We start from the raw sequence: 24,059 nt of genomic DNA on the forward strand, positions 1-24,059 counted from the left end.
AAGGGGAGAAACTAAATGTGGTTCGATCAAGTAGTTAATTTACAAACGTTACCGAATGATTTAGAAAAAATGTATATCGCAAATGGATGGAAACGAGATTTACTATTCCGTATTCGAAGCGATTCTAGTAAATATATTGATGTGAGATTGTTTGAATCGTTAGGTAGTGATTTAGAAAGACGCAGATTCGGTTTTGCGGTAGCATACGATACTGCGGAATCAGATTTTGCAGATGCACGTTACGTTTCCGTTGAATCTAGATTAGGAAATCTAGGAGTCGGGGATGGGACAAAAACAGAATTTAATATTCCTGCTTTCCCAATTATCTCAACATCACTATTAGTTTATGTAAATAGTGTTTTGCAAGATAAGAGTTCTTATACAGTCGATAGTAAAACAGGGAAGATTAAGTTTAATAGTCCAATTGCAAAGGGTGGAAAGGTAACTGCAGAATACCGTCTTGCCAATGATGCATATGAACCATCTAATGATATGATTTTCTTCACGTATACGCGATATTTCATCGAAAAAGAAATTAAATCTACAGATGAAGCAGCAAATTTAGGGAATGGAAATGGAACGAAAACAACATTCTCATTACCATTTGCTGATTTCGATGAAAGTCGTTTTACAGTTTATAAAAATGACGTTGTTGTAACAGGAAATGAGTACTCATTCACTGGCGGTAGTATTATTTTCAAATCCGCGCCTGCAAGTTCTGACAACATTAAAGTTTCCGGAATAAGATTACTTGAACCAAATAAAGATGGTGTATTAGAAGATGTTCTTACAGCAAAAACCAGATTTGATGTTCAAAATACAATAAGTGTTATGACGGAAATTTTTAAATCTATCAATTTTATTAATGCGTCACCTTATACATCGTTAAGCTTCACGCCAGAACAACGATTCACAAAAGATTGGAAGAGAGATTCAGTTGTTTACATGTATGGAAACGCAAATAAAGATCGTATCGTTATGTTTATGCGAATAGATCCGACGCCAAGTCCTGTCCGAGCTTTATTTGTTCCGCTTTATATTGGAAAAATGCACACCTTTGATAATAAACCACAAAAAAATTTAATTATCATGGGCGGTTGCCGCGAAGGAGAACAATTTAATAATTCCACGAAGAAAATTGGCGAAACTAACATCGACTATGGCCAAAATACTTCTGGTGGTAATTTATCGCCCATGTTGGCCCAATCTTTAACAGGGGCTATGTATCAACAGCATTATCTAGCATTCATTACTCATAATTCTGAGATTGATAGTGGTCAAGGTCGCTTTAATCCTTCAATGTACAGTAATAAATATCATTTATCTCAATTTTATATTGTTCATCCAAACGATGGCTATGTAGGGAAATTAGATGATGTTTATGCGGTACATCCTAAGAACATTCAACAAGCGGATGAATTAGAAATTGAAAAAACAGTAGTAAATGAAGTGCTTGGTAACGGTGATGGTGCCACGACTATATTTCATTTAGAACATAAACCACAAGGTGATACGTTAAACATTTTTATGAATTGTAAAGAAATACCGAAAACAGATTATGTCTATAATCCAGATGACAAAACAGTGATATTTAAAGAATTTCCGCTTGGGGAAATTACTGCTAGTTATAAAATGGCGCAGTTATATCGTTATACATTGCCCACAACTGCGGTATCACCATTCACAAGTAAAAATTCTCCGTTTAATCCTATTGGGTTAGCGATTTATAAAGAGGACATTTAAAAACGAAAGGGGGAAAGCAAAGAATGAAAGAAAAGGTTTATTCGCTTGCTACCCCTTCTTTATTTATAAAAGAAAAACACTATACTGTTTCTATTACTTCAGAATCCAATTTTGAAAAGAGCTATTGTGTAGCACTTTCAGTTACAAACCCTTTTGGAAAAAATGAACACGAGTTTCCAGTGAGTATGCCAGCAAATTCAAGAGTTAAGGCTGTTACAGAAGATGATGCAGGGATATTTGCTACAAAAAGAACAACTAAAATTAAAGGCGTTTTCTCTGATATTGTGGAACAAGCTAGTCGGCAAGTTAGAGAAATTGAAGCGAGTACGTCTTCTATAGACAGTTCCATTTCAAAACGTTTAATAGAATTTGATATGGAAGTTTCAGATATACAAGATTCCAAGCAATTCAGATGTTTTCCCATTGGTATAAATATTGATGAGGAAGCATTGCAACACGAGCGAATTTTTAAAATGGATCATATCGTGGATGAACATGTTAATCAGCCTTTTAATACACATGAAATTCTTATTGCTAACGAAGAGGTGCTGCACCGTACTACAAACGAGCACGAAATGAACCCAGTAATAAAAGAAGAAGTTCTTCATAAAAAAGTGCGCGAATTTGCTGTAGATGTAGATGAATTACCAGAATGGGTTAACGTAGCACGTGTTCTGTATGGGGAAAATTTTTATGAAAGTATCGTAGCAGCACGACAAGAAAAGGAAATATGCGCTAGAACAATATCCGTCGATACAAGCAAAATCACAATAAAAGAACTAGAAGCGATTAATATCAGTGACGCGGAATTAGTAGATAGATCCATTAGAGAAATGATTGGTTCATATGAAGAATATGACATATTTAACGGTCAAGGTATAAAAGTTTATTTACCCGATTACGATTTATTCGCTCGCATCCAGAGAGAGTTATCGGCAAACTATGCTGAATTATCTACAGGGGATAGAAATGCCTTACAGATTGATGGGGAGGATGTTTCATTAGAATCGGTAGATCGTTCTATATTGGAAATAGGTAGTTCACTTGTAGATTCAGAAACTCTATTACGAAAAAAAATAGAAATGGATTTAATTGAAATAGATTTAAATCAATCTGATAGGGTTACTAACGAGATAAAAGCAGGAGCAGCTTTTCATGGATATGCTGATAGAAAAAACAAATATCATGAAGCCGAAACAATGAATGAACCAGAAGGCGATAGGGTTACTAATGAATTTATCGCAAATGATGTTGCACATATGGAGTTAACAATCCCCAAAGGTCGTGAGTACGGTGTAAACACGGCTGATATATCAGATGGTTTAAATGTTAATCGTGAATTTAATACAGGTAATATTATTGAAATTGATAATGGAGATAGAAATATCAAAGACGTTTACAGTGTAATTAATAACACTGTAGCTGCAGATAAAGTAATTGCAACAGTTTCTACAGATTACATAGAAACGAATCCGGTTAATAAAATTACGAAAGATATCGTCACTGTCATTACAGAAAACGAATTAAGCAACCGCTTTGATACAGAAACCATTGTTTTAGAAGAGATTTTTTCATTAGCGGATAGAAATATCCTACAGATTGATGCAACGAGAGAAGAAATGGATTTGTTCGAAGGTTTGGGTATTCCAGTCTATTTACCTGACTTCGACATATTTTCACGTATTAAGAGAGAATTCATAACAGAAACGGCTTTGTCCGAAATAATGAACCGACCAGAAATAAATATCTCATTAAAAGTTGTTGATACTGTTGATATGGTACGCCCTATACAAGAAATTATGACGGATATGTCCGGAGTAACAGAATTTGAAAGACCGCTTTTAGAACTAGATTCACAAATTGATTATGATTATGATGCAGCTGATACACCTGCAAAGAAAGCTTTAATTCACGAACAGGATTTATTTGATGCTTCTCGTCAGTTTGAAGCAGATGAAATAACAGGTGATACATTTGATAGAGAGAGCACTGTAGAAACTGTTGTGAGCGAATCTGAGCAGCTTAACAGACAAGTAATTATCGAAAGTTCAATCATAAAGAATGATAGTTTTAAAGTGGACATGCTATTTGATGCCACTTGTATAAAATTTGAACATTTCATAGTTGATAATATATATAACGCTGAAATCATTGAAGGCGATGAAAATAAAGAAGTTATAAAAGAAGATCCAAAGCTATGGTTGCGGCATAGCCGTCAATCTTGGTGGACGAATTCAAATTGGAAGAAAACGAGATAGGATGGTGAAAATGGAATTAGTTTCTTTGTACGAAAAAGAAAGCGGAAAAATATTCACGGATGATTTTGATTTCATACATCCTCGGTGGATCATGTCTCCGGCAAGTGCATTTGATATTTCTGCTGAAAAGAGTTTTTTACGAATAAACCATGATGCCAGCAAAGATGTTTTACTATTAGTTGATAAACCTGCAGGTGACATTGCAATACAAGTAACTGCAGATTATCAGCCAACTGTAGAAAATGATAATGGTGGACTACTCATATACCAGAATGCTGATAACAAAATTGAATTCCTTGAATCTTATTCAAAAACTAGTTCAAAGGACCATACAGAATGGTTAGCTGTATCACAAGGTAATCAGTGGGATTTTTACAGTAAAACAGATTCTAATTTTGATTATGCTGATAGCGACAAATTAGAATCTAATAGGATTGGAATAATCTTAAAAAAAGGCATAGAAAACCAATACAAGCCATTAAATGTTGATCGTATTATTGTTACTGCAGGTAATAAATTAAAATTACGACAACTCTTTCCTGGGAGCATAGTTGTATTAAAAGATGATAGTGGAACCATCGTTTTTAAAAGTGTAGTAGTACAAAATAATACAGGTATAGATATTGTTTTACCATCACTGGAATTTAAGGGACAAGTAGAAATATTTGACGAAAAAAACATGCTAATCGCTACAAAGAAAACAATCTTTTATGGTGGCGACATATATAATATGGGTTCTCCTTTAAAAATTTTAATGCATGACAAAGAATTAAACGATACAGATCCAACCCATTTAGGGAATATGGTAGAGGGCCAAAAGGTTATTCGAATGTCTGCGCAAAATGAAAATATATCCGCTGTGGCCAATTTAAAAATATCTGTCCAACAATACATGGATAAGGTCGGAGTTTCCTGGGCAGATGTTTCACTAGATGGGATTAATTTTTCAAAAGAAATTTCTATCGGTACGTTAGACCCTCAAAACTCTAAAGAATTCTGGGTTAAAGTTGTTAAAGACTATAATTACATGGGCCTTGAACCAATTTATTTCAACATTAAACTAGCACATGATTAGGTTGTGATGATATGGGAACTAAAATGAAAATTAATAGATTCAAAGGGGAAACAGCAAATTCAAATCCAATATTTGTTGAAAGAAAAGAACAAATTTTTATAGAAAAAGGGCAGTTGGAATATATACCAATTAATATTGGATTCAACAAATATGATATCCGAACAATTAAAGTCATAAATGATAAAGATTCCGAAACAGTTGTTACAATTTTTGATAAAAAAGAAGATGGAGATCAAATATACAAGAGTCTCCAAGAGAAGAAAATATACGATATATTATCAATACCAATTGAAGATAAAGATAATACTGCAGCCGCTCATGTTTTTGTTGAAAACAAAGGAGATTCGGCTGCTTTATTTTCTTTAAATATAAAAGCAGTAAGTTTATCTTAAAGGAGAGAACTATATGACTAATAAAATTTTTAACCGCTTTGAAGTTGCACGAAAAGACATTTTCCAAACAGTTATTGATGAGATGCTTAGAGTAGGATGGGTGCAAAAAAATAAAGGAGACTCTTCTGAAAATAACTTTTTTGTTATGTATTCAGATGGTAATGATAATCAGAAAAATATATTCTTAGAACTTATCCCGTTTGATGGAAGAAATTCAGAATCTTCCCCGTCAACAAACTCTAGTTATGATATTAGAAAATCAGACTACGCAGATCCATTCTTTCGTTTTTCTGAAGGATACGACGAAAACACAAGTAGACGGATAAATATAACTGATTCCAATCCTTTAGGCTGGTTTTTTGGTAGAAGATATAACACCGGCTTTACTAAGGGAAAAGGACCAACTTATGATAAGGATGCGATTTTTGAATTATACATTTTTGCGGATAAAGAACGTGTTATTGTTGCTACAATAGCACCAGAATATCTATCCGGTTACAACGTTGTTTCATATATAGGCGTTCCGGATGACCTGTATTTAAAAGAATCACATGAACCATTTACTAAAGCAATATATACAGCATCAACAGCTTTCTCTGGAGCAACTACTAGTTCTGTGTCGGCTCAAAATCAAGGATGGATGTTTGCGGGTCCTGAATCATTTCCTTCTTCAACTAAACCGTATAGATCCACCACAAGTTATTTTACGCCTTTGAAGAACCCAACAATTGATAAATCATATATTTTGTCTCCTATTTTTGTAGAGACTAAGGATGAAGGTGTCCGAGGACGATTAGATGGAATATTTTATTTAAGCGGAACAACGAATTTATCACAAGGAGACTTCATTGAAATTCCAACCGATGAAGGGATACAAAAATATAGATATTTAGCCTGTGTTAGTAATGTGGCCAACACCTATTCGTTACCATCAGATATTGTAATAAGGGTTTCTTGATTATGGCTACTTTTAAAGGAATGATATTACGTAATTATCTAACTGTAGCCAATAGGAATGCACATACACGGAAGGGGGCGTTTTTACCTAAAATAGAAATACCTAATAATCAACAAAATCATGACATGAAACGGCCAAGACAAGAGCCATTAGAACATTCATGGAAAAAATTAAATACGTAAACAAGAGAACCTGTCACTTTACCTATAAGTTTGCCGCAATTGGAAGCATAAACTTGCCGTGAATGCTGTTTGTAATAAAGTTTAATCAAAAACATGCTATAAACGTTGATTTTATAATAGATTCTTTTCCAGTAGATTTAAGATTGTTTTTTATAAAAATGGTTGATTAAAATTACACATGTTAACCTTACTATGTGATTCTCTGATTAATAAAAAGCAAAAAAAGATAATAGTAACATCTATACATTACCATTATCCTTTTTTTTATAGAAATGGTTCGAATTCTCGACAATAATCCATCCTATAGTTATTAATGTTATAGAAAATAATCTAAAACCCAATCTATACATATAATCTAAATCTTTAAGATAAAAGAAAGATAATATCCCTATAACAGCACCGATTATCCCAATAATCAAACCTTTATATTTTTGTAAAAACATATAGTTACCCCTTTCAAGTAAACAAAATATTCCATATTTAAATAATACTAAATTATGGAATATTTTTAAAGGATTAAAACGTTTTTATATTCAGTTTATATATCATGTTTCTTTTATTAATAAAAATATCCCTATAGATAAGTAAACCCAAAGGGATAGAACGATCAACTTGTTTATAATCGGTACGAATTTATTTCAAAGCTACAGGAAGCATAAGTTTGCCACAAACAAAAAGAACCATAAGCTTGCTGTTTCGGAAAACTTATGGTTCATATCACAGAACCCAAGCGTGCAGCAGCAGGCTTTTTTATTTTGGCCAAAATTTGAAAGGAGGTGAGAACTTGGAACGAATTCAAGAACTCATCAAGGCATTGAATATTTCTGATGTAATTACAAGTACTCAATTTAAAGTGGGTGGCATTATAAGCGGAGGACTAGGAACATTAATTAATTTGCTATATGGTAAGGCGAATGTAATTTGGATTGGAATCTACTGCTGGATTATTATGTTGGACTGGATTACTGGTAGTAAAGCTTCCAAGCTAGACGGAACATACAGCAGCCAATACGGAATTGAGGGCATCACGAGAACCGTGGTGCTTTTATCATTACCGGCTCTTGCACATTTATTCGATATCGCTCTTAAACTACCTGACTTCTTTTTCTTCATGGTAGTGGGCGGATTGAGTTATCACATTTTTAATAGTTTCGCTGCAAACTGTGCAAGAATTGGCTGGGAAAAATGGATTCCTGCATGGTTGTTAGAAAGTGTAGCATCTGAAATTCAAGCAAAGATTCAAAGATCTGATGCAAGAAAAGAAAAACAGAAAAACAAATAAAAATATACGCCTTACATAAGTAGAGCATTGTCAAAAGACGATGCTCTTTTTGTTTGGCTAAAAAGGGGAAAATACACAATGAAAAAACCAATTAAACTATTTAGTTCATTATTTATGACTCTATTGCTCTTATTTTCGTTCGCTACGGCTTCTTTTGCCGATAGAGTACTAATTATCCAAGACTTACCGAAACAAGCATATCGCTACGGTGTAGGCGCTTATGAGGGCGTTGTAGCACATAGTACTGCAACACCAGAAGCACCAGCAATTAATATTCAAAAGTATGAGTCCCGTACATGGCGTTCTGCTTTTGTTCATTATGCAGTAGATTGGGATGAAACAATCCAAATTGCCGATACAAAATATATCGCTTATGGTGCTGGACCAGCTGCTAACAAACGATTTGTTCACGTAGAACTTTCTGAAACTAGTAATCCAGCTAAATTTAAATCTTCTTATGAACGTTATGTAAAACTATTAGCTAAGATTTTAAAAGATAGAGGAATTCATCCAAGCAAAGGATTATGGACACATAAAGATATTACTTACAAATTAGGTGGAACCGACCACGAAGATCCGCTTGATTATCTTCGCAGTCATGGTGTATCAGAATCACAATTCAGAGCAGACGTACAAAAAGCATATGAGGGCGCAACAGTTACTGTTAAACCAAAAAAACCACAAGAACCTATTCAAAACGTTGTAGGAGCAACAGGAGTAGCTTATATCGATGGGTATAATGTAAACCTTAGAAGTGGGCCATCAACAAATTACGGTATTATCCGTCAATTAAGTAAAGATGAATCCTATCAAGTATGGGGAAAACAAGGTGATTGGTTAAATCTTGGTGGTAATCAATGGGTTTATAACAACCCATCCTACATTAAATATCAAGAGGAACAAACTGCTACTTCAAGTTCTGTAGTAGGAAAACGTGTTGTTTCTAAAGTGGACAACCTTCGCTTCTATGACGCTGCTTCTTGGTCTGATAAAGATGTAGCAGGTACGGTAGATGAATGGCTTGGATTTACTATTGATGCTAAAGTATCTGTTAATGGCTCACCACAATACAAAGTACACAACAGCAAGGGCACAACATATTATGTAACTGCAAACGAAGCCTATGTGTATGTGAAGTAGAGAAAAGGGTATGCCCAAACTTGGGCATACCCTTTTTTTGAGATTCTATACGATTGCTAAAGCAACACTGTATAACAACCAGGGTTTCCGTAAACGAATTGAAACTCTACGCCAACAGCAATCACAAACACCTACATCAAAACAGATAAAACGTGAGATGACTGACAATAATAAAGATCTAATTATAGAATCGTTAAAGCGAAGAATTAGGAAAGTCGAAGAAGAAAACAAACAATTACGGAATCAATTAAAAGTAGCATACGCAGATGTATACCAACGGATATAAGTAAATAGAAAGATGTAATTTTATCGTACACACTTAACATTTATCACTCTTTTAATTAAAGGTATAGGAAACTTCACACAAGTTCCCCTATACCTTTGATCATATTAGCTTTTCTGGTCAGAAGGATGATCAATTGAATCAGCTAGTTTATACCAACTCTGTACAAAGAAAAGAGAAAATATAGAACATATATTTCTAGTAGAATTGTATGTTATGCTGTTAACCTAAATATTTGATAAATTAATTCTTTTTGATTTTGAACAAACTAATCACGTAAATCAATCTGTTCTTTTTTATCATATATGTGCTTTTTACTTCTCCAAGAATGGATATATATGCGAAAAGACCTTAGTCTTAACATAGAATGTACACGTTTCTTAATAAAGTGTTACTCTTGTTCTACAATGCTATTCAAATATTTGAGAGGTCTCGTTTGGGTCATAGTAACATATTACATTTCTAAATTATATCTATACGTTATCAAATCAACATAAGCCAATAACAATTAGTTAATGGAAGATTAGGTGCCTCTGAGATTACTGTTGTATTATATCCCACAATAAAACTAGCTGGTACAGTTGCAGAAGCCCACCCTGCAGTGAAAAATTGGTTTGCAATTGTATTACTCGAACTGAAAATAGGTGTTTGCCCGGTAGAACTCGAGTCAATTCCGATAATTCCCTTTCCGGCGGTATTTTGAACACTGTTTCCAATAACTTCAATAAATTTAAAAATATTAAAATTAGCATTAAATAGTAAGACAGGTACATTTCCTTCATTAACTGTTGTATTGCTTAGAAGAAATAACCCGAAATTTGTACCAACAAATTCTTCAATTACTAATAGATGTCTCAATGTAAAAGGAGAAGAATTATCTTGATTATTATTGCTTACTATTAAATTCCCTTGTAATGTCCCAGAATTAACAGTTATATTAGTGATGATAATAAATCTGCATCGTGTGTCACCTGAATCAGACACAAAGGTATTACTGTCAATAATACTTTGCCCTGAAGTAGATGAAATAATGATATAGAAATACCCATTGTTAGGTGAAGCAGCAGGTGCATAGGTAAAGTTGCAATTTGTTATTTGAAACTCAGTTGCTACAATAGCGATACCGAGTTCACATACTGAAATTTCACAACTATTGATATATATCCCTGTTGCTGACAAATTATTAACTGAAATAACAGACTCAACTCCTAAAACAGAGGGGAAATTTTGGACGATAGACATGTTTCGGAAAATAACATTGGATACTGTAACATTAAACATAGAGATTACAGTATTCAAGGTAGTAATAACGGTAGTTGCCCCTATTCCTTGCCCCTCAATTGTTACTGATTTATTAACAGTGACAGTGGATGTAAGTATAAAAGTCTCAGCATCAAGCAATAGTCTGTCACCGTTATTAGCCACAGCTAAAGCTGCATCAATTGTCGTATAGGTTTGCGTTGACCCAACAAGGATTGTGTTTCCGGTAGGAGCTGGAATAGCTCTGACCATCGGAGGAACTGGCTGAGAGAGCTTATAATACGTGATCCCTGTGGATAGGTCAATGTAGATATCCCCTAAATCTCCAATGGCGCATGTTGGAGCACCAACTCCTGTTAAAACCGTAGTACCTGTTGGTCCTGTGGGCCCTGTTGGTCCTGTAAGTCCTGTAAGTCCTGTTGGTCCTGTGGGCCCTGTCGGTCCTGTCGGTCCTGTTGGTCCTGTGGGCCCTGTCGGTCCTGTTGGTCCTGTGGGCCCTGTCGCTCCTGTAAGTCCTGTCGCTCCTGTAAGTCCTGTAAGTCCTGTGGGTCCTGTCGGACCTGTAAGCCCTGTAAGTCCTGTGGGCCCTGTGGGTCCTGTGGATCCTGTGGGCCCTGTGGGTCCTGTGGATCCTGTGGGCCCTGTGGGTCCTGTGGATCCTGTGGGCCCTGTGGGTCCTGTGGGCCCTGTCGGCCCTGTGGGTCCTGTGGATCCTGTCGGCCCTGTGGGTCCTGTGGATCCTGTCGGCCCTGTGGGTCCTGTGGATCCTGTCGGCCCTGTGGGTCCTGTGGGTCCTATGGGTCCTGTGAGTCCAGGACCTGTTGGGAAAGTAAAGGGAGGAATAGCTGGAAGTGTTGGCCCCACTAGATTAGGATTAAAGGCCGCATCCTGAATTCCCTTCCATTTTTTTTGCTCATTTTGTTTATCGAACATATTATTACCTCCAAACAAAATACACTCATTCCTTGGATGAGGAAACAGCTTTTACCCCTACATTAGTCTATGTAGAAGTGTGTCACTAATTTCCCTTATATACCGAATAGGTTATGAAAAAACGAGAAATAAAACAGTTTTCTCTCTTATCAATAAGATACCAGATGACTGTGTCATTTCCCCTATATGTTATGGTGACCCTTCCATTCGGTTCATTTATTAAATTGACTAATAGAAAATATTTTTAGTGAATAGTAATTCATCATTATCATAAAAAACGGCCTGTTTATAATAAAACATGTATGGAATTTTTATAAATATATAAAAAATACAGATAAACCCTCATTGTTTTTTTAGTTCAATGTGTTTACTGATTCAACAAAATGGTGATTTTTGTTTAACAAGAACTAAAAAGGTTTCTACATATTAGTCATATATAATATGTAGAAACCTTTATTTTTTATGTTTTTTTACAATTTAGGTCTTGATAACCGTTTGGTTCCATTTGACCATTTTATCAAGATATTTTTTAAAAAAATTTTTAATATTAACGATTCTATCATTATATATATGTCTTCATCGATATCTTAATTTGGTAGTTACTTCTCTCTACATTTATTTATGAGAATTAAGTTCACTTTTTTCATTATATAAAGAACGATTCATTACATTTTTTAGCGTGAGTTCTGTTCAAGTTTCTTTTTACATAAAAATGTGAGGTGAAGTGATATTCTGATTATTTAAAAAGGAGGCAGACATATGTCTTTAGAGAAGTTTGTAGATGCATTACCTATTCCACCTGTCTTAAAAGCAAAAGATGAAATAAATGATATCCCATACTATGAGGTAACCATGAAGCAAGTGCAACAAAAATTGCATAGAGATTTGCCACCAACTACTGTCTGGGGTTACAACGGTATGTATCCTGGTCCTACATTTGAAGTACGAAGAAACCAACCTATTTTAGTTAAATGGAAAAATAAATTACCCTTCGAACACCTACTGCCTGTGGATCGAACTATTCATGGAGCAGAACCAGATAAACCTTCTGTCAGAACGGTTGTTCATTTACATGAAGGGCGGGTTAGACCCGAAAATGATGGATATCCAGAGGCATGGTTTACGCGAGATTTTGAAAATGTTGGTCCAAAATTTGTGCATAAAGTCTACTATTATCCAAACTGTCAACGTCCTGCAACGTTATGGTATCATGACCACGCCCTTGGAATCACTCGTTTGAACGTTTATGCAGGACTTGCAGGTTTCTATATCCTTAGAGATAGAGCAGAGGAAAAATTGAACCTTCCGAGTGGGAAATTTGAAATTCCAATCGTCATCCAAGATCGATCGTTCTATCCTAATGGTGAACTGTTCTATCCAACCCAGCCAGGCCATGAGCCGCCTCCAGCACCGCAGCCACCTCCACCAATAGATCCAACATTACCAAATCCATCAGTTGTACCTGAATTTTTCGGAAACACCATCTTAGTCAATGGAAAAGCATGGCCTTATCTTGAGGTCGAACCACGGAAATACCGATTCCGCATCCTTAATGGTTCCAATGCTCGTTTTTATCGTATACGGTTGAGTTCTGGCCAAAATTTTGTCCAAATTGGCACAGAAGGAGGGCTTTTAGAAACACCAATCACCGTATCCCAAATCATACTTGCACCAGCTGAACGTGTCGATGTTATTATTGATTTTTCGAACCATAAAGGTCAAAGTATCATCTTAACAAATGACGCACCAGCCCCATTCCCTAACGGCGAACCACCTGATTCAAACCTTACGCAGATTATGGAATTTCGTGTCAAACGAAAATTGCATAAACCTGACAATAGTAAAATTCCAAAAGAATTGAGTTGCTTGGAACATCTTGATCCTAACGATACTGTAATCGTACGAAAAAACCTCTTAGTTGAAACTACCGATGAATTCGGGCGTTTAAAACTTTTATTAAATAACCTAGATTGGGATCAAATGCCCCTTACAGAAACCCCATATAATGGGACGATAGAGATTTGGGAGCTTTACAATACTACACCGGACACTCACCCTATTCATTTGCACCTTGTTACTTTTCAAATTTTGAATCGTGCTACGTTTACTGGGGATCCAAATGGTCCTGACCTTATAGTTGGGCCACCACAACCACCTGATCCAAGCGAGATGGGCTGGAAAGATACTGTTCGTGCCAATCCTGGGGAGGTTACTCGTATCATTGCACGTTTTGGTCCTTTTACAGGAATCTACCCGTGGCACTGCCACATCCTTGAACACGAGGATCATGATATGATGAGACCATATGAAGTTCTTAATAATCAGAATTTTAACCCGTGTGAACCGATCCTTGGAGAATGTCCAGATGATTCGTTTTCTCAGTGTTTCGACTGTGATAATGATGACGATGATTGATCACAACACATCGCTATCAAGCTAAGATAAATTTGTATCTATAGAACGAAGAAAACGCTATTCTTTTTGTAGAAATATACAGAAAGGATAGCGCTTTTCTCAAAAGGCATTTTATAACTTTATAAGTAAAAAGATATTTGATTTACAAACTGTCATAAACTTTACCTAAATCTTTCTTGATTTGTGTCTTTAATTTTTGATTTTCACTCTCTAATAAATATACCTTTTCAAGTATTTATGGATCATGGAGAACATATTTAAAACTCAAGGAAGAGGGCGCTTATAGTGTCCTCTTTTTAATATCTATTATTTATAGAATGAGGTTGCAGGTACGTCTTTCGGTTATTGTTTGATAAACGTAAGATGTTTCTAAAAATGTGTATACAAAGGTGTGATTTTGTACTGTATATGTTCACATATTTGCTCACATTTTGTTCACGTACTATATAAAAAAGTATGAAAATCTATAAAAATAATTATTTCAATAAAATTTGTTCTAGATATTAAAAAGTGCCAAAACCCTTGTGGTATAAGGGTTTTGGCACTTTTGTATTTTTTATATTTTATCAAATAAACAACCCTAAAACTGCTCATTCTTCTCCCAAGATTCCACAATATAATGTGCAATCGTCGGGTTGAATCCTTTCCCAACTAAAAACATAATCGCAGCAACTTCTGTTAAAGCGTGTTTGTGTGATGTATGTTTTGCTTCATTTAAACCGTAATCTACCCAAGGTTTTACGAAATCTAGTACAGGTTTCTTTAAAGGTAAAAACTGTGTACCGACCACTTGCTGGATTTGTTGTTGTGTTGGTTCTGTAATTGGTCCAGGGGGTAAGATTTGAGGTTGTGTAATATCGAGTGTTGGTCCTGGTGGCAAAATTTGTGGTTGTGTTGGATCGATCGTTTGAGGTGCCGGTGGTGAAACACGCGCGTCATAGTTTGGTTGATACATTTGCGGCTGAGTTGTGTATGGATTTTGTTGAAATTGTTGTTCTTGATTTTGAGGTGCTACATATGGATTTTGCGGGTATTCATAATTAGGACGTGTGTCGTATAAGTTTTGTTGATATTCAGTTTCATGATTTTGCGTTGTTGCGTATGGATTTTGTTGAAATTGTTGTTCTTGATCTTGTGGTGCTGCATATGGGTTTTGAGGATATTCATAATTAGGACGTGTGTCGTATGCGTTTTGTTGATAATTAGCTTCTTGATTTTGTGGTGTTGCGTATGGATTTTGTTCATATTGTTGTTCTTGTTCTTCATATTGTTGTTCTTGTTCTTCATATTGTTGTTCTTGTTTTTCATATTGTTGTGTGTATCTTTGGTCCTGTTGCTGAGGGTAAAATGGTTGTTGTGGATAAGGCGGTTGGTTATTATAGAACATATTTATTCCTCCTTCATGATGATGCCTACCACCCAGTGTATGGGCGGACAAGAAAATATGTGATGAAAAAATGCGGGCGTGTTACAATAAGTAACTGGGTGAAGATAAAATGACAAAACAAGAAAAGATTCAAAAAACAATTACTTTTGTAAAACATATTTTAGAAAAAGATGCGAGTGGGCATGATTGGTATCATATTGAACGCGTACATAAACTGGCGATTTCTTTATCCGAGCAAGAAGGGGGAAATCGTTTTATAATTGAAATGGCAGCATTACTTCACGATGTGGCAGATGAGAAGTTAAATGAAAGTGAAGAAGCAGGAATGAAAAAAGTTTCTGATTGGTTAGAAGAGTTACATGTTGAAGCAGAGGAAAGTAAACATGTTCTTCATATCATTGCCAATATGTCTTATAAAGGTGGTCATGGCGGTAAAGTGGATTCACTTGAAGGGAAGCTTGTTCAAGATGCGGATCGCTTAGACGCTCTTGGAGCAATTGGAATAGCTCGCACATTTGCGTATGGTGGAGCGAAAGGGAGATTAATGTATGATCCAACTATTCCTCCACGTGAAGTGATGACGAAAGATGAATATAGAAAAAATAACGATCCATCTTTAAATCATTTTTATGAAAAACTTTTGAAACTAAAAGACTTAATGAACACGAACGCAGCAAAGCAAGAGGCTGAAGTTCGTCATCGTTATATGGAACAGTTTATTGAACAATTTATGAAAGAGTGGAATGCACAAATATGAAAATGTTAACTGTGGAAAACTTATCGAAATCATACGGAGAAAAACCGTTATTTGATGGATTATCATGTAGTATTACAGAAGGACAACGTGTCGGAATTATTGGTGTAAACGGTACTGGTAAATCGACATTATTAAAAATTATTGCAGGGTTAGAAACTCCTGATACAGGTGATATGACGCATTCCCGTGGGTATACAATTAGTTATTTATCACAGCAACCAGAGTTTGATGAAAAACTAACAGTGCTAGAGCAAGTGTTCCATGGTGATACACCTTTAATTCGTCTTCTTCGTGATTATGAACAATCGTTATTAAATATCGAAAAAGATCCAAGTAATGAAAAAGTACAGGAACAATTATTTGCAGTGCAGCAACGTATGGATGCGATGAGTGCATGGGAAGCAAATGCGAATGCAAAATCGTTATTAACGAAATTAGGAATTACTGATTTTACAGCAACTGTTGGAAACCTATCTGGTGGACAAAAAAAGCGTATTGCAATGGCGCAATGTTTTATTGAAACACCTGATTTATTAATTTTGGATGAGCCTACGAACCATCTTGACCATGAGACAGTTGAATGGTTGGAAGAATATTTAGCAAGATATAATGGTGCGGTATTACTTGTAACCCATGATCGTTATTTCTTAGATCGTGTGACAAACCGTATTTTTGAATTAGACAATGGTAAACTATATAGTTACGAAGGAAACTATAGTACATTTTTAGAAGCGAAAGCACTTCGTGAAGAACAAGAAATTGCGCAAGAATCAAAACGTCAAAACTTATATCGCCGCGAACTAGCATGGATCCGCCGCGGTGCAAAAGCTCGTTCGACAAAGCAAAAAGCACGTATTCAACGATTTGATGAGTTAAAAGGTCAAGAAGGACCAGCTGCAAAACAGTCAGTTGATATTGCGCTTAGCGGCAGTCGCCTCGGTAAAAAAGTACTTGAGTTAAAAGATGTAACGAAAAAATTCGGTGATAAAACGGTATTACACAACTTTAATCATATTGTGAAACCAGGAGATCGTATCGGAATCATTGGAGCGAATGGAAGCGGAAAATCTTCTCTATTAAATATGCTTGCAGGCAAGTTAGCTCCTGATAGTGGTGAAGTTGAAGTAGGACAAACTGTAAAAGTTGCTTATTATACGCAAGAAAATGAAGAGATGAATTTAAATCAGCGTATGATTGAATACATTAAAGAGATTGCAGAAGTTATTCATACGACAGATGGAAAAGTAATTGGTGCATCTCAAATGCTAGAACGTTTCTTATTCCCGACGCACTCACATGGTACACCGCTTGGTAAACTATCTGGTGGGGAAAGAAGACGTTTATATTTATTACGTATTTTAATGGGAGAACCAAACGTACTATTACTGGATGAACCTACGAATGATCTAGATACACAAACATTAACAGTACTGGAAGATTATTTAGAAGATTTCCCAGGTGTCGTTTTAACTGTATCGCATGACCGTTACTTCTTAGATAAAGTAGTAGATGAATTGTTCATCTTTAGTGGTGGAGGCGAAGTGCGTGAATTCCTAGGTAGTTATACGGACTTTTTAGAAATGGAAAAGACGAAAGAACTTATTGAGAAGGCGGAAGTTCAAAAAGAGAAAAAAGTGGTAGAAGAAGCTCCGAAACAACAACGTAAACGTAAACTTTCATACAAGGAGCAGCGTGAATGGGAAACAATTGAAGATACAATTGCCGAACTAGAAGAGAAAATTGAGTCAATTGGAGAAGAACTTGCGAAAGTTGGATCTGACTTCACAAAGGCACAAGAATTATCTGAAGCACAGCAAAAAACAGAAGAAGAGCTAGAAAAAACGATGGAAAGATGGAGTGAACTATCAGACATCGTTGAAGGATTAAAATAAAAACAAGCTGCATATATTGAAAAGTAAAGAGAAAAACTTTACACTATTGGTAGAACCTATTTTAGGAGGGAAAAAATGAGAACATCTAATCCAATGTTGAAAAAAGAGGCATTCCGTAAAGAGGGAGCAAGTGCTTCTGCGATGACGATTGGCGGAACAGTAGGCAAAACGTTTATTATGCTTATCATGCTACTTGCAACGTCTGTCTATTCATACATACAGATGATGCAGGGGACGATGAAGATGCCAGTACTAATTGGTGCTTTAATCGTTGCGGCAATCATCGCATTTGCGTCTATGTTCTTCCCACGTATTTCACCTTTTGGTGCACCAATCTATGCGGCAGTAGAAGGGGTTGTATTAGGTAGTATTTCAGCGGTTTATACAATGAAGTTTGGCGATTCTATCGTTTTAAATGCTGTATTACTAACAATCTCAATTCTATTTGCAATGTTAGTGTTATATGCAACGCGTGTAGTAAAGGTAACGGATAAATTCCGTACAGGCGTGATGGCAGCAACACTTGGAATTATGGTTATGTATTTAGTCGTATTTCTACTAAACATGTTTGGTGTAACTGTTCCGTACATTCACCAAGGCGGTACAATTGGTATTATTATTAGTGCAGTTGTTATCGTAGTTGCTGCATTAAACTTATTACTAGATTTCGATTTAATCGAAAATGGTGTACGTAGTCAAGCTCCGAAATATATGGAGTGGTACACTGCGATGGGACTAATGCTTACATTAGTTTGGTTATACTTAGAAATTCTTCGTTTCGTTTCTTACTTTACGAAAAATGACTAATAAAAAAATCCTGCATGAAAAATGCAGGATTTTTTTATTTTCAAAGATAGAGTGAAATTTTAATCAGTGAGGCTTATACTGCCTGTTAATGCAAGTTAATTTCGGTAATGGTATAATATGGTTGTTGGTAACTCAAATTGAAGGGGGATGGAATATGATGAAAGAGAAGAAAAGGATTATGAAAAAACTATTTTCTAAAAGTTTTTTCATAGAACTAGAAGATGCTTTAACGTATCCATCATCAGAAGTTATTATTTCCGCTATCGAAAGGTATGCGGTTGAATGTCAGGAACAATTGAATTTTGAGAGTAAAGTTAAACCGATTACTTTTTACTTAGAAAATGTAATGTATCGTGTTGAGATAAAGATGGCTCGCGGTGGATATTACATTTCCTGTAGTGAAGTATAAATTTTGAAACCTTACATGTTTAATATATGTAAGGTTTCTTTTTTTCTTTTACAGCATATAAAATAATATTTTTTACTTTAAAATATATTATTTTACGTTTTTTACCCTTCATACATTTTTCTTTACAATAAAGAAAAATATGTGAGGTGGTATAACATATGATGAATCGAGTTGTATTAATCGGTAGATTGACAAAGGAGCCAGAATTATACTACACAAAGCAAGGGGTCGCTTATGCACGAATATGTGTTGCGGTGAATAGAGGTTTTCGAAATAGTTTAGGTGAGCAACAAGTAGATTTTATTAATTGTGTGATAATATCTCCATGATCTCTATTGTACATAATTGTATTTTTTAACTAATCACTTAGCAACAATAGCGTCAAGGCAGAAGAGGTAATTGTACATAATTAATACTATGTACAAAAATAGATTGACATCATGATAGGTAACTGTACAAAACAATTTAAATCTATAAATAAGATATAGAAGAGAGTGGAATTCAATAAGTATAACCGTTTATAGGAAAGATGATTTTAATTTTTCTTATTGAAGTGTAGGGTGGATTAGTTATAGCAACATTTGTTTACCGTTTATAAGTTAGCTATACGAAAAATAATAATAATTTTCAATGAAAATGTTAAGTTAAACGAATTGAGGAATTCACTGGAATTATTTTGTTATGAAGAGATGTTTATGGATATATGTACAATTTTAGAAACATGTAAAAAAATACTGAAGATAAAGATATAAGTAGAAAACCAAAAGTCTATCTTTGTTTGGTTTTCTACTTATATTTTTTTATCCAATACTGGATTCAAGAAACTGCTCTCTCTATACGTATAAAACAATGTTGGAAGAGGTATTTCTTTTGCCCAATGGAATATAGCCTACAAACTGTGTGTAAACATAAATATTTATAGAAAAAAGTTGCACCAGTTATAAAAAGTTGAACCTTTTTACTCCTTTGGATAAAATTATCAAAAGAGAGGATACTTTTATTTCAAATATAAATTGAGAATTGGAGACTTACAAGAAAATGTAATTAAGCTCTATAAAAATAGGGTTTTAATTAAGATCGGTGGTAGAAATGAGTAAAATTAATGAAATTCAAAATAAACTAGGTGAACTAAATGGAGGTGAGTTTCAAAAATTAATGGATGCATATTTTGCTAAAGAATATAGGGGGGAAGTTTATCCTATAGGATCTGTGTTGGAAAATAATAACACTAAAACTGGTACACCAGATACTCTTATAAAGCCTGATAATAAGAAATATGTATATATTGAATATACAGTGCAAAAAAATAGAATAGTTTCTAAATTTAAAGATGATATTCAAAAATGTCTAGATGAAAACAAAACAGGTATTGAAAATGAACAAATAGATAAGATAATTTGTTGTTGTAATACGAGATTAGAAAGTAGAGAAATAGAAGAATTGATTTCGGAGGGTAGAAGAAATGATGTGAATATTGAGGTGGTTTCTTTAGATACCCTAGCTTATAAATTAATAAATTATCCTTTTATAATTAATGACTTTTTAGGAATATCTATAGACACCCAACAAATTTTAGACCTGGAAGATTTCATAAAATTAAATGATAGTGGTAAACTGGCTACACCATTGGATATGGATATTTTTGGGAGAGAAGAAGAGATAGCGGATATAATTAAATCGATTGATGAAAATCAAATAACAGTACTTTCAGGATTACCCGGTATAGGAAAAACTAGAATCTCTTTAGAAAGTATTAGAGAATTTAAGGAAAAACATAATGAATATGAATTGAAATGTTTAAGGAATAATGGGCAAAATATATATGACGATTTGAATTCATATTTTAATAGACCCGGTTATTATTTAATAATGATTGATGATGCAAATTTAAAGACCGACATTCAATTAATATTAGATTTGTTTAGTTGGGAATCTAGAGGTGTACATATCAAGTTGTTACTAACTGTGAGAGAGTATGCAGAATTAAAAATAATTGACAAAATTTCAAAGTATCAATATAAATTGTTTAAAATGAATCCTTTGAACGAAGAAAATATTAAACTATTATGCGAATATTTCGAAGTAAGGAATTCAAGATATATAGAACGAATATATGAAATTTCCAAAGGGAATCCAAGATTAGCTATAATGGCGTGTACTACAGCTAAACGAGAAAACAACTTAAAAAGCATAGAAAATACAGTTGATTTATTAGAATCTTATTATCAAGATGTTAAATTGCATTTTGAAATGGAATTAGAGAATAAAGAGCTTTTGAAAGTTGTAGCCATTCTAAGTTTTTTAAATCATGTTAATTTAAGAGATGAGGAAAATGTCAAAGTAATATGTGAGATAGCAAATATTGAGAAGGAAGATTTTTTAAATCTCGTTTTTAAATTACATTATATGGAGATAGTTGATATATATGAAGATGAACTTGTTAAAATTTCAGATCAAATATTAAGTGTTTATCTTTTTTATTTAACTATATTTAAAGAAAAGTTAATTTCATATAAATTGTTTCTTGATAAGTATTATCCACAATTAAAAAATAGAGTAATAGAAAATTTAAATAATGTTTTTTCTTATTTTTATAAAGAAAATAATTTAGAACTAGTAAAAGAAGCAGTAAAAGAGAAATATGAAGAGGATATCAAAAATAGTAGTGAGGGAGAGATAGAAGAATATTTAAAGGTTTTTTGGTTTGCGTTAGAAATTGAAGGACTACTATACTCGAAAAATAAAATAGAAGATTTTCAAATTGAGAAAAATGTTAACTTGAAATTTGAATTAAAAAATAATAATGAAAAGCATTCAAATATCTTAAGTCTATTAGCGCAATATAAAAATTCTCGTTACTATTTAGAAGCTATTGATCTAATATTGTTATATCTTGAAAAGAAACCTTCAGAGTTCTCTTCTGTATACCATATTTTAATCAGGAATTTTGGGTTTAATGAGAGGTCAGCAGATTATGGTTACATTAAAGAATTAGAATTATTAAAGAAAATTGATCAAAGATATAGTTTGAAAAAGGATATTCTTTATACTAATTTATTAATTGAAATTTTCAAGTATTATTTAAAGTTCTATCATGAACATACAAGCTTGAAAGCGATGAGAGTGGTAAAATTCTCCTTTACGCCTTTATATTTAGAAGATAACATAATACAGATTAGAAAGAATGTATGGGAGAGGTTAAGCGATTTATATAAGCAGCAAATTCATTTAAATGAGATTCATGAACTTTTATATAATTATGTTCCGAGTAAAATGGATTTTGTTGATATAGATATATTGAAATTTGATAAGAGTTTCATTGAGATAATAATTACTGGGAATAGAGAATTAACAATAGAGCAAGCTATAGTTTTTAATAGGTTGAAGGATTTATTGGAAATATATGAAATTCGTTTAGCCGAAAAAGTAGTAAAATTAATAAATACTTATGAATATAGCGTTTATATGAAATTATTTAGTGAATTGAAATATGAGAAAGCAGATAGTTTAGGTGAGGAGAGAGGTTTAATCGTTTGGTTTAATCAACTTTCTGACGAGGATCTTCGTAACCTATTTAAAATTTGTAACAAGGTTGTTGCTATAGGCTACTTGAATTCTAAAAGATATGCAGCAGCAAAGAGGATAGAGGCTTTGTTTCTAAATACTCCTCAAAGTAAAATAATGAGCAAATTACAACTGTTCTTTAATGAAAATATACAAATTGCTGTACATCCAAGGAATATAGTGAAAAAAACAGAGGATTTAGAAGAGTTAGAAAAAAATATAGCATCATTAGAATTTTATAATAAAAGTTATTGGCTGTATTGTGCATATAGAGAAATGAGCTTTTCTAATCCCAATAGCGAGCTCCTAAAAAAGATATATAATTATTTCAATCAACCTGAGGGTGAAGTTGCAGGGTTTTATAGGGATATATCTTTTTTAGAAATGTACATTAATATAGATGATAATGTGTTTATTAATGTAATAAATAGTTTACTGAAACAAGAAGATATAGATGTTATTAGGGGATTGGAACATTTTTTTGATAATTTCATCGATAATGAAAGATATATTGCTATTTACTTAAAAAACGATATGGATTTATTAAAAAGAGTATATATAAGATTTTTGAAGATGAAACAATACTTTGATGGCGATTCTGCTATTTTGAAACAATTAACAAGATGGAACTCCAAAGTTTTAAAAGAAATAGTAGAAAACATATTCGAAGGTGATACGAGTATTTATGAGTTTCAGGAAAATGTAAATTTACAATTTATTTGGAAAGAAGAAAATTGGTTTGAACTATCAGAAACTATAAGTGAAATAATTGTAAAATATATAAAAATTCCGTCTAAAAATTTTGTAGCAAGGGAATTATTAGAGACGTTACTACATTTAGACACGAATATGTTGAAAGAATATAGTGATAGATGCTTTGAATGGGTTGATTCAAAAATAAATTTATGGTCAGAAGATGAGGAGTTAATGAAAATATTATTTCAATGTTTAACTGATTTTAATAATGATCAGCAGATTGAATGGATAATAAAATTAATCCAAATAAAACCGGAATTTGACCTTTTTAAAAAAATACCCCTTTTTCCAAGTATGTCTTCATGGAGTGGAAGTGAAATACCAAGTTTAAAAAGTAAGCGGCTATTTTATGAACAATTAGAAACAAAAATAAACGGGATTCCGTATCTTGAGCATAAACAGTGGTTACAGGAAAATATAAAATTAGTAGAAAGTCGTATTAGAAAGGTGAAAATTAAAGAATTGATTCAAGATATATAAATAACGTTTGAATCAATTTATATGTAAAAAATAAAATAGATGTTGAATAATCTTGTTGGATGGAAAGATTATATTTACCTTTGCAG

At 33.7% G+C, this 24,059-nt stretch carries 16 protein-coding genes and 2 pseudogenes; 15 read left to right on the top strand and 3 right to left on the bottom strand.

Annotation, left to right across the window (positions count from 1 at the left end; genetic code table 11):
* The first annotated feature begins 15 nt into the window (after positions 1-15).
* Genes NHG49_RS11180 through NHG49_RS11200 form a run of 5 tightly spaced genes read left to right on the top strand, consistent with a single transcriptional unit; the run spans position 16 to position 6,426 of the window.
* Positions 16-1,743 (top strand): DUF2460 domain-containing protein, encoded by a 1,728-nt coding sequence (locus NHG49_RS11180; protein WP_258125982.1) that lies wholly within the window; start codon positions 16-18, stop codon positions 1,741-1,743.
* A gap of 23 nt (positions 1,744-1,766) precedes the next feature.
* Positions 1,767-4,001, top strand: a complete 2,235-nt coding sequence (locus NHG49_RS11185; protein WP_258125983.1) for a hypothetical protein — start codon at positions 1,767-1,769, stop codon at positions 3,999-4,001.
* A 10-nt stretch (positions 4,002-4,011) separates the two neighbouring features.
* A complete protein-coding gene (locus NHG49_RS11190; RefSeq protein ID WP_258125985.1) occupies positions 4,012-5,076 on the top strand; it encodes a cell adhesion protein in 1,065 nt (354 codons plus the stop codon).
* A gap of 11 nt (positions 5,077-5,087) precedes the next feature.
* Positions 5,088-5,468, top strand: coding sequence for a hypothetical protein (locus NHG49_RS11195; protein ID WP_098626269.1), 381 nt, complete (start codon positions 5,088-5,090; stop codon positions 5,466-5,468).
* Between the two features lie 13 nt (positions 5,469-5,481).
* Positions 5,482-6,426, top strand: coding sequence for a hypothetical protein (locus NHG49_RS11200; protein ID WP_258125987.1), 945 nt, complete (start codon positions 5,482-5,484; stop codon positions 6,424-6,426).
* A gap of 421 nt (positions 6,427-6,847) precedes the next feature.
* Here NHG49_RS11200 and NHG49_RS11205 read toward each other — a convergent pair whose 3' ends face one another.
* Positions 6,848-7,051 (bottom strand): hypothetical protein, encoded by a 204-nt coding sequence (locus NHG49_RS11205; RefSeq protein WP_258125988.1) that lies wholly within the window; start codon positions 7,049-7,051, stop codon positions 6,848-6,850.
* A 341-nt stretch (positions 7,052-7,392) separates the two neighbouring features.
* Here NHG49_RS11205 and NHG49_RS11210 point away from each other — a divergent pair, with 341 nt between their 5' ends.
* The 3 genes and pseudogenes from NHG49_RS11210 to NHG49_RS11220 form a co-directional block, all read left to right on the top strand.
* The gene (locus NHG49_RS11210; protein WP_242294716.1) at positions 7,393-7,890 is read left to right on the top strand and encodes a phage holin family protein; all 498 of its coding nucleotides are present in this window, start codon (positions 7,393-7,395) and stop codon (positions 7,888-7,890) included.
* Positions 7,891-7,968: 78 nt separating this feature from the next.
* Positions 7,969-9,030: an N-acetylmuramoyl-L-alanine amidase gene (locus NHG49_RS11215; protein ID WP_258125989.1), complete on the top strand. Its 1,062-nt coding sequence runs from the start codon at positions 7,969-7,971 to the stop codon at positions 9,028-9,030.
* Between the two features lie 52 nt (positions 9,031-9,082).
* Positions 9,083-9,316, top strand: a pseudogene (locus NHG49_RS11220) (DUF6262 family protein); the annotation flags it as partial.
* Between the two features lie 480 nt (positions 9,317-9,796).
* On the opposite strand, the gene NHG49_RS31915 reads toward NHG49_RS11220, so the two are convergent.
* Positions 9,797-11,506, bottom strand: a complete 1,710-nt coding sequence (locus NHG49_RS31915) for an exosporium leader peptide-containing protein (protein WP_483861631.1) — start codon at positions 11,504-11,506, stop codon at positions 9,797-9,799.
* Between the two features lie 759 nt (positions 11,507-12,265).
* Here NHG49_RS31915 and NHG49_RS11235 point away from each other — a divergent pair.
* Positions 12,266-13,921 (top strand): multicopper oxidase family protein, encoded by a 1,656-nt coding sequence (locus NHG49_RS11235; protein WP_023441242.1) that lies wholly within the window; start codon positions 12,266-12,268, stop codon positions 13,919-13,921.
* Positions 13,922-14,501: 580 nt separating this feature from the next.
* Here NHG49_RS11235 and NHG49_RS11240 read toward each other — a convergent pair.
* A complete protein-coding gene (locus NHG49_RS11240) occupies positions 14,502-15,308 on the bottom strand; it encodes a hypothetical protein (RefSeq protein WP_258125993.1) in 807 nt (268 codons plus the stop codon).
* Between the two features lie 109 nt (positions 15,309-15,417).
* Between NHG49_RS11240 and NHG49_RS11245 the strand changes: the two genes are divergently transcribed.
* The 6 genes and pseudogenes from NHG49_RS11245 (at position 15,418) to NHG49_RS11270 (ending at position 23,973) form a co-directional block, all read left to right on the top strand.
* Positions 15,418-16,065 carry an HD domain-containing protein gene (locus NHG49_RS11245; RefSeq protein ID WP_000165957.1) on the top strand — a complete coding sequence of 216 codons (648 nt, stop codon included), beginning with the start codon at positions 15,418-15,420 and terminating at the stop codon, positions 16,063-16,065.
* A complete protein-coding gene (locus NHG49_RS11250; RefSeq protein ID WP_064473952.1) occupies positions 16,062-17,957 on the top strand; it encodes an ABC-F family ATP-binding cassette domain-containing protein in 1,896 nt (631 codons plus the stop codon). The genes NHG49_RS11245 and NHG49_RS11250 overlap by 4 nt, the downstream gene beginning before the upstream one ends.
* Positions 17,958-18,032: 75 nt before the next feature.
* On the top strand, positions 18,033-18,764 hold the full coding sequence (locus NHG49_RS11255; protein ID WP_258125999.1) for a Bax inhibitor-1/YccA family protein: 732 nt from the start codon (positions 18,033-18,035) through the stop codon (positions 18,762-18,764).
* A gap of 154 nt (positions 18,765-18,918) precedes the next feature.
* Complete coding sequence (locus tag NHG49_RS11260; RefSeq protein ID WP_088046778.1) at positions 18,919-19,173, top strand: DUF4318 domain-containing protein; 255 nt, start codon at positions 18,919-18,921, stop codon at positions 19,171-19,173.
* Between the two features lie 158 nt (positions 19,174-19,331).
* Positions 19,332-19,490 (top strand): annotated as a pseudogene (locus NHG49_RS11265) (single-stranded DNA-binding protein); the annotation flags it as partial.
* Positions 19,491-20,262: 772 nt separating this feature from the next.
* Positions 20,263-23,973, top strand: a complete 3,711-nt coding sequence (locus tag NHG49_RS11270) for an NACHT domain-containing protein (RefSeq protein WP_258126000.1) — start codon at positions 20,263-20,265, stop codon at positions 23,971-23,973.
* Positions 23,974-24,059: the final 86 nt, after the last annotated feature.

It is taken from the genome of Bacillus sp. IBL03825 (assembly GCF_024712505.1).
Lineage (GTDB): Bacteria > Bacillota > Bacilli > Bacillales > Bacillaceae_G > Bacillus_A > Bacillus_A wiedmannii.

Excerpts from the sequence above, each read along its gene's own strand:
- NHG49_RS11195 (WP_098626269.1), top strand. The coding sequence starts at position 5,088 with ATGGGAACTAAAATGAAAATTAATAGATTCAAAGGGGAAACAGCAAAT.
- NHG49_RS31915 (WP_483861631.1), bottom strand. The coding sequence starts at position 11,506 with ATGTTCGATAAACAAAATGAGCAAAAAAAATGGAAGGGAATTCAGGAT.
- NHG49_RS11255 (WP_258125999.1), top strand. The coding sequence starts at position 18,033 with ATGAGAACATCTAATCCAATGTTGAAAAAAGAGGCATTCCGTAAAGAG.
- NHG49_RS11215 (WP_258125989.1), top strand. The coding sequence starts at position 7,969 with ATGAAAAAACCAATTAAACTATTTAGTTCATTATTTATGACTCTATTG.
- NHG49_RS11200 (WP_258125987.1), top strand. The coding sequence starts at position 5,482 with ATGACTAATAAAATTTTTAACCGCTTTGAAGTTGCACGAAAAGACATT.
- NHG49_RS11240 (WP_258125993.1), bottom strand. The coding sequence starts at position 15,308 with ATGTTCTATAATAACCAACCGCCTTATCCACAACAACCATTTTACCCT.
- NHG49_RS11205 (WP_258125988.1), bottom strand. The coding sequence starts at position 7,051 with ATGTTTTTACAAAAATATAAAGGTTTGATTATTGGGATAATCGGTGCT.
- NHG49_RS11250 (WP_064473952.1), top strand. The coding sequence starts at position 16,062 with ATGAAAATGTTAACTGTGGAAAACTTATCGAAATCATACGGAGAAAAA.
- NHG49_RS11235 (WP_023441242.1), top strand. The coding sequence starts at position 12,266 with ATGTCTTTAGAGAAGTTTGTAGATGCATTACCTATTCCACCTGTCTTA.
- NHG49_RS11185 (WP_258125983.1), top strand. The coding sequence starts at position 1,767 with ATGAAAGAAAAGGTTTATTCGCTTGCTACCCCTTCTTTATTTATAAAA.
- NHG49_RS11260 (WP_088046778.1), top strand. The coding sequence starts at position 18,919 with ATGATGAAAGAGAAGAAAAGGATTATGAAAAAACTATTTTCTAAAAGT.
- NHG49_RS11180 (WP_258125982.1), top strand. The coding sequence starts at position 16 with ATGTGGTTCGATCAAGTAGTTAATTTACAAACGTTACCGAATGATTTA.
- NHG49_RS11270 (WP_258126000.1), top strand. The coding sequence starts at position 20,263 with ATGAGTAAAATTAATGAAATTCAAAATAAACTAGGTGAACTAAATGGA.
- NHG49_RS11245 (WP_000165957.1), top strand. The coding sequence starts at position 15,418 with ATGACAAAACAAGAAAAGATTCAAAAAACAATTACTTTTGTAAAACAT.
- NHG49_RS11190 (WP_258125985.1), top strand. The coding sequence starts at position 4,012 with ATGGAATTAGTTTCTTTGTACGAAAAAGAAAGCGGAAAAATATTCACG.